Source organism: Streptomyces sp. NPDC031365 (genome assembly GCF_055569765.1).
On sequence record NZ_JBVIIM010000007.1, the window covers coordinates 292,533 to 298,767 of the forward strand.

Genomic DNA, 6,235 nt, shown 5'->3' on the forward strand with positions numbered 1-6,235 from the left:
TCGGCGGTCCCGTGGGCTCAGACGGCCAGGGACAGGCCGCTCTCACCGTCCGCCTCCGGCGGCCGGCCGAGCAGGGCGTCGGCCCGCGCTATGGCGTCATGGATGCCGGACGTTCCCGTCATCACGCAGAGTGTGTAGCTGACGTCCTCCAGTTCGCGCGCCGCCGCCGGCGAATGCCGCTCCGCCAGAGCGATCTGCAGCGTCGCGTACCGCGTCAGCAGTTGTCGCACGACCTTGGGGTCCGGTACGAGCACGAAGCGCCCCTTTCTGGTTTTCGCTGCGTATGCCCCCACCGGACAGAAGCACTCACCTCATGTGATCAAGTGGCCGCACTTGACCGAAAACACACGCACGCGGAGCCGGTGGGTCGGACCGCCCGGGCGGAGCCGCACAGCGGTCAGGCCGCCTGTCCTCCGTGCAGCTCCGTGCAGGCCCCGCCCCGGCGCAGCAGGTCCTCGCGGGTGCCGATCTCCTGGCTCCGGCCGTCCCTCATCACCACGATCCGGTCGGCGCCGCGCACGGTGGACAGCCCGTGCGCCACGACGAAGGTGGTGCGCCCTCGCGGCAGCCGGGCGAGGGCCTCCTGCACCAACGCCTCCGAGCGGGTGCCCGGCGCGGGGTGGCCTCGTCCAGCAGCAGCACCTCGGGGTCCCGTAGCAGGGCGCGGGCAATGGCCAGGCGCCGGCGCTGTCCAACCGGACAGCCGGGCCCCGCACTCTCCGACGAGGGTGTCGAGGCCCCGGGGCGGCCGGTCGACGAACTCCAGCGCGTTGGCGTCACGCAGTGCGGCCCGAACCGCCTCCTCGTCGGCGTCGTCCATGCCGTAGGCGACGTTCTCCCTGATGGCGCCGTCGAACAGAATCGATTCCCGGGGCACCACCGGGAGGAAGCGCCGGTAGGTGCGCAGGTGGAGGCTGTTCATGTCGGTGCCGTCGAGCAGCAGCCGGCCCGAGGCCGGCCGGATGAAGCCGATCACGAGGTTGAGCACCGTGGACGTGCCCGCGCCCGACGCGCCGACCAGGGCGACGGTCCCCGGGGGCGACGTCGAGGGTGAAGTCGCGCACGGCGGGGCGCCCGTCGCTGTAAGCCCTGCTGGGTAAGCGCTGCGGGTAAGGGCTTACCCTCGGGTGGCTGCACCAGGCCCGGGAGGGGTTCCGGCGGCGTCCACCCGCTGAGACGGAAGCGACGGTCTCAGGTGGCGTCCAGCTCCACGATCTCCTCGGCGCTCAGTACCAGGTCGGCGGCCCCCACCGAGTCCCGGACGGACTCCGGCCGGCTCGCCCCCGGAATCGGTACGACGACCGGCGACTTGGCGAGCATCCACGCCAGGCACACCTGGTGCGCGCTCACCCCGTGCGCCCGCGCGATCCGGGAGAACGGTGCGTGCTGCGCGGCGAGTTCACGGGCCCGGGCGATACCGCCGAACGGGCTGTAGGGCAGGAACGCGATGCCGAGTTCGCCGCACAGGCGCAGCTCCGGCTCGCTGGAGCGGAAGGCCGGGGAGAACTGGTTCTGGACGGAGACCAGCCGGCCGCCGAGGATCTCGTCGGCCTGGCGGATCCGCTCCGGGTCGGCGTTGGAGATGCCCGCCATACGGATCTTCCCCTCGTCCAGCAGTTCGCGCACCGCGCCGACGGAATCCGCGTAGGGGACGCGGGGGTCGGGCCGGTGGAACTGGTAGAGCCCGATGGCCTCCACGCCGAGCCGGCGCAGCGAGGCCTCACAGGCCCGTTTCAGGTGTCCGGGGCTGCCGTCCAGGGTCCAGCTGCCGTCGCCGGGGCGCAGATGACCGCCCTTGGTGGCGACCAGGACGTCACCGCCCCGGTGGTGGGAGGCGAGGGCCTTGGCGATCAGCGTCTCGTTGTGACCCACCTCGTCGGCGTCCCGATGGTAGGCGTCCGCCGTGTCGATCAGCGTGACACCGGCGTCAAGCGCGGCGTGCAGGGTGGCCAGGGACCGGCTCCCGTCCGGGCGGCCCTCGATGGACATGGGCATGGCGCCCAGGCCGATGGCGCCGACCTGAACATCACCGATACGTCGGGTGTGCATGTGACCTCTTCCGGGCTGTCGCTTCGATGATCGCGGAAAGCGCGTACCAGCCTGGTCCCGGTACGGCCGGAAATCCAATAGAAGAATGCGAACGCATTCAGCGGGCGGGTCACTGAATCGCGAGAGTCGGCGCTGCGCCACGGGAGCCGCCTGCGACCGCGCGGGGGCCGGTGTCCGGCGCTACGCTGCGCGCAACCGACCTTTTGCACCCTTTTGGGAGGTATTCATGGCCTCACTCCTCAACCCGTATCTGAGTTTCGACGGGGACGCACGGCAGGCGATGGAGTTCTACAAGGAGGTCTTCGGCGGGGAGCTGCGCCTCAACACGTTCGGCGATGCCGGGCAGCCCGGCGCCGAGGGATCCGACAAGATCATGCACGGCATGCTGACGACCACCGACGGCTTCACCCTCATGGGCGCCGACATGCCACCGGGCATGGAGCACGCCCCGGGGAACAACTTCGCCGTGAGCATCAGCGGCGAGGACGAGAGCTCACTGCGCGGCTACTGGGACAGCCTGTCCAGCGGCGGCTCGGTGTCCGTGCCGCTGGAGAAGCAGATGTGGGGCGACGTGTTCGGGATGTGCACGGACCGCTTCGGCATCCCCTGGATGGTGAACATCAACCAGCCCGAGGGCTGAGTTCGGCTGGCGCGCGGGCCCGCCGTTGTGTCGCACGTCCTGACACAGGTGTCGGCGCGTCCGGGGCGCACGTGACGGGCGGCCGAGGGCCGGCGGCCCGGCCGCTGCAGGAGCAGCGGCCGATCCCGCCGGCAGCGCGCGGCGCCGGCTCGCGGGGTCCGCGGCCTGCTCGCGGCCAGGGCGTCCGGCGCCGCCGTGTCCCCGGTGTGGGGACAGGGTGCCCAGGGCCTGGCCCTGCGGGCGGGCGTGGGGGCGTTGTTCCCGTGCGCGGGTGTCTCCATGGCGGACTCCCCGACAGCGGCGGACTCCCCGACAGCGGCGATCGTGCGGCCCGCCCGGTTCGCAACCGTTTCGCGGAGGAGGATCGAGACGATGGCGCGGGGCACCCCCGGCCTTCGGCGACATCCGCGTCGTGGGCCGCCGCCTTCCGCGCCCCGCTTCCCCGTGCCTCTCCGTCCAGCACCGGCCCGTCGTCCCGTCTCTCCCGTCGAACGGCTGTTGACACGGCATTTCGGCAGGGATCATCGTACGGACCTGGAGCGCGAGGAAGGCTCCGGTCCGGCGGCGGACGCCGGTCCCCGGGAGAGGCGGCGGCATGCGGATCGGACTGCTCGGCACCGGACCCTGGGCGCGGGTGGCACACGCCCCCGCGCTGAGCGGGCACCACGGCCTCGACTTCGCCGGTGTGTGGGGCCGCCGTCCCGACGCCGCCAGGGAACTGGCCGCCCTGCACGGCATCCGGGCCTACGACGACGTCGACGCGCTGTTCGCCGACGTGGACGCGGTCGCCGTCGCACTGCCGCCGGCGGTACAGGCGGAGCTGGCGGTGCGCGCGGCGCGGGCGGGATGCCATCTGCTGCTCGACAAGCCGCTCGCGCCGACGGTCGCGCAGGGGCAGGCCGTGGTCGAGGCGGCCGAAGAGGCCGCGGTCGCCTCGGTGGTCTTCTTCACCACCCGCTTCCAGTCCGGACCGGAGGCGTGGATCACCGAACAGGCCCGCGTGGGCGGCTGGTTCACCGGGCGGGCGCAGTGGCTCGGGGCGGTGTTCACCGTCGCGGACAACCCCTTCGCCGCCTCACCGTGGCGGCGGGAGAAGGGCGCCCTGTGGGACGTCGGTCCGCACGCCCTGTCCGTCCTGCTCCCGGTGCTCGGCGAACCGCGGCGGATCACGGCGGCGGCCTACGGCCCCGGGGACACCGTCCACCTCGTCCTGGACCATGCGGACGGCGCGTCGAGCAGCCTCACCCTGAGCCTGACCGCTCCTCCGGCCGCGGCCGGCGCGATGGTCGAACTGCGCGGCGACGCGGGCGTCACGCTCCTCCCGGAGGCCTCGGAGGGAGTCGTACCCGCTCTCACCCGGGCCGTGGACGCCCTCCTCACCGCGGCCCGTACCGGCGTATCGCATCCCTGTGACGCGGCGTTCGCCCTCCGGGTCACGCGCGTCCTGGCCACGGCGGAGACGCTGCTGCACGGCGGGGCGCGCGCGTCCTGACGTCCTGCCGGCTGCGCAGTGGAGCGCTCCCAGCGCGCTGCGTGGCGTCCGGACCCTACCGGCTTAAGTGCCCCTTAAAGGCCGGTTAAGTGATCGTGCGGGCTTCGCCGCTCCTTCCAGTATGCCCAGGTCAGGGCAGGTTGAGGACAAGTCGGACCGTTGGCGGGGGTCCGTCGGTGTCCCTAGCATCAATGTCGCGCGCCGGTCCCGACGCACACCTGAGAGCGCTCTCTCAGGCATTCCCCCACGTCGGCCGGCACGGTCAGGAACCCGCACGAACACTCCAGGAGACCCCACATGACTCCTCGTCACCAGCGCACCCTCGGCCGCCGCAAGGTCCTCTTCGCTCTCGGCGGAGCCGCCGTGGCCCTGCCCGCAGCGGCGGTGATCGCCCCGCACGCCCTCGCGGACCAGTCCGGGGAGCGGAAGGCCGGCGCGGCAGCGGCGGGAGCCCTGCCCCTGACGATCGTCAACAACAGCGGTTCCTTCGGCAACGCGAACGTGCACCTGTACGTCGTCGGCAACGCCGACGGCCGCCAGGTGCGGCTCACCCCCGAGGGCACCGTCACCCCGGTGGCCGCCTCGGACAACGGCCCCGACGGCTTCACCGACTACGCGATCAGCCTGTCCGGCGGCGGCGAGACCAGGCTCTCCCTGCCGTACATGTCCGGCCGGATCTATGTCTCCCTCGGCGCGAAGCTCAAGTTCAAGGTCGTCACCGACGGCAACGGCAACGCGGCGTTGCAGTACCCGGCGGGCTGGGTCACCTCCGACCCCAACTACGGCGTGCTGCACGACTGCGCGGAGTTCACCCACAACTCCTCCGGCATGTTCTGCAACACGACGATGGTCGACATGTTCAGCGTGCCGCTGAGCATCCGGCTCACCGGCTCCGAGGACCAGACGACGGGCACGGTGCGCGAGGGCGGACGCGCGGCCGCGTTCGCCGCCGTGAAGAACGTGGAGGCGTTCTCCCGGCTGGTCGTCGACGACACCCGGATCATCGCCCCCGGCCACGGGCTGGACGCCGGTCTGTTCGCCGAGGACTACCTCGCTCCGTACATCGACGAGGTGTGGAGCACCTACACCGGCCAGGACCTCGAGGTCACCACCAACGCCGGTACCTTCACCGGCCGGGTGCGCGGCGAGAGGTTCACCTTCGACGGGCCCGCCCAGGTCTCCTTCGGCAAGCCGTCCACGCGGGACGTCCTCTTCTGCGACGGCGCCCTGGCCGCCCCCAACGACGGCACCACCGGTCCGGTCGCCGCGGTGCTGGGTGCCGGCTTCAACCGCTCGACGCTGCTCAGCCACCCCGACCAGCCGACCACCGATCCCTCGGTCTTCTACCGGACCGAGCTCACCAACCACTATGCCAAGGCCATGCACACGGCCACCGAGGACGGCAGGGCGTACGGCTTCGCCTTCGACGACGTGGCCGACTTCGCCTCGTACATCCAGGACACGGCTCCGACGGGCCTGCGGCTGACGCTCACGCCCTTCTAGAGGGGCCGCTTCCGAAGAGGCCGGGCGGCCAGGTTTCCCACCCGCCCGGGACGGTACCCCGGCATCCAGGAGGCGGCCCTTCACCGCGGCGCCGCGAGCACTTCCGGATGCACGGCGGGCTCCCGCGATGAATGGTGAGTATCGGACCCGATGACAGCACCGGGGCCGCAACAGCGATCCGGACCCGAGGAGCCAGAAGATGTCGACGTCCCAGCCCGACGCGTCCCGGCAGCCCGAGGACAGCGCCACCCCGGACAGCCTGCTCCACGCCCGCACCGGCACCGATGTGTCACCGGAGGACCTGGTTCTTGCCTCCGGCAAGGACATCACCCCGCACAACCTCGAGTGGGCCAGGCGGAAGCTGGCCGAGGAGGGTCCCGCCGCCCTCGACAAGATCCTGCCCTGAGTCCCCGCGTCCCCCGCTCCCCCGGCCGTACGGGGGGGGGGGGGGGGGGGGGGGGGGGGGGAGGGGGGGGGGGGGGGGGAAGGGGGGGGGGGGGGGGGGGGGGGGGGGGGGGGAGGGTGGGGGGGATCGTTCGGGGGGGGGGGAG

Annotated in this window: 6 protein-coding genes and 1 pseudogene; 4 read left to right on the forward strand and 3 right to left on the reverse strand. The window is 72.3% G+C overall.

Features of this window, described 5'->3' with window-relative positions; translation table 11 throughout:
* Positions 1 to 17: 17 nt before the first annotated feature.
* The 3 genes and pseudogenes from ACZ5C2_RS14325 to ACZ5C2_RS14335 all read right to left on the reverse strand — a co-directional run bounded on the left by ACZ5C2_RS14325 (position 18) and on the right by ACZ5C2_RS14335 (position 2,049).
* A complete protein-coding gene (locus ACZ5C2_RS14325; protein WP_468790124.1) occupies positions 18 to 254 on the reverse strand; it encodes a DUF5133 domain-containing protein in 237 nt (78 codons plus the stop codon).
* A 143-nt stretch (positions 255 to 397) separates the two neighbouring features.
* A pseudogene (locus ACZ5C2_RS14330) lies at positions 398 to 1,079 on the reverse strand (ATP-binding cassette domain-containing protein); the annotation flags it as partial.
* Between the two features lie 112 nt (positions 1,080 to 1,191).
* Entirely contained in the window at positions 1,192 to 2,049 is an 858-nt protein-coding gene (locus ACZ5C2_RS14335) for an aldo/keto reductase (protein WP_468790126.1), read from the reverse strand.
* A 226-nt stretch (positions 2,050 to 2,275) separates the two neighbouring features.
* On the opposite strand from ACZ5C2_RS14335, the gene ACZ5C2_RS14340 reads away from it, so the two are divergent.
* The 4 genes from ACZ5C2_RS14340 to ACZ5C2_RS14355 all read left to right on the forward strand — a co-directional run bounded on the left by ACZ5C2_RS14340 (position 2,276) and on the right by ACZ5C2_RS14355 (position 6,090).
* Positions 2,276 to 2,689, forward strand: a complete 414-nt coding sequence (locus ACZ5C2_RS14340; protein WP_468790128.1) for a VOC family protein — start codon at positions 2,276 to 2,278, stop codon at positions 2,687 to 2,689.
* A 595-nt stretch (positions 2,690 to 3,284) separates the two neighbouring features.
* Positions 3,285 to 4,181 carry a Gfo/Idh/MocA family protein gene (locus tag ACZ5C2_RS14345; protein ID WP_468790130.1) on the forward strand — a complete coding sequence of 299 codons (897 nt, stop codon included), beginning with the start codon at positions 3,285 to 3,287 and terminating at the stop codon, positions 4,179 to 4,181.
* 297 nt (positions 4,182 to 4,478) lie between these two features.
* Positions 4,479 to 5,684: a glycoside hydrolase family 64 protein gene (locus ACZ5C2_RS14350; protein ID WP_468790132.1), complete on the forward strand. Its 1,206-nt coding sequence runs from the start codon at positions 4,479 to 4,481 to the stop codon at positions 5,682 to 5,684.
* A gap of 199 nt (positions 5,685 to 5,883) precedes the next feature.
* Entirely contained in the window at positions 5,884 to 6,090 is a 207-nt protein-coding gene (locus ACZ5C2_RS14355; protein ID WP_468790134.1) for a hypothetical protein, read from the forward strand.
* The last annotated feature ends 145 nt before the right edge of the window (positions 6,091 to 6,235 follow it).

What these genes read in the sequence shown, in the direction of transcription:
- ACZ5C2_RS14340 (WP_468790128.1), top strand. Translation starts at nt 2,276, where the DNA reads ATGGCCTCACTCCTCAACCCGTATCTGAGTTTCGACGGGGACGCACGG.
- ACZ5C2_RS14335 (WP_468790126.1), bottom strand. Translation starts at nt 2,049, where the DNA reads ATGCACACCCGACGTATCGGTGATGTTCAGGTCGGCGCCATCGGCCTG.
- ACZ5C2_RS14350 (WP_468790132.1), top strand. Translation starts at nt 4,479, where the DNA reads ATGACTCCTCGTCACCAGCGCACCCTCGGCCGCCGCAAGGTCCTCTTC.
- ACZ5C2_RS14345 (WP_468790130.1), top strand. Translation starts at nt 3,285, where the DNA reads ATGCGGATCGGACTGCTCGGCACCGGACCCTGGGCGCGGGTGGCACAC.
- ACZ5C2_RS14355 (WP_468790134.1), top strand. Translation starts at nt 5,884, where the DNA reads ATGTCGACGTCCCAGCCCGACGCGTCCCGGCAGCCCGAGGACAGCGCC.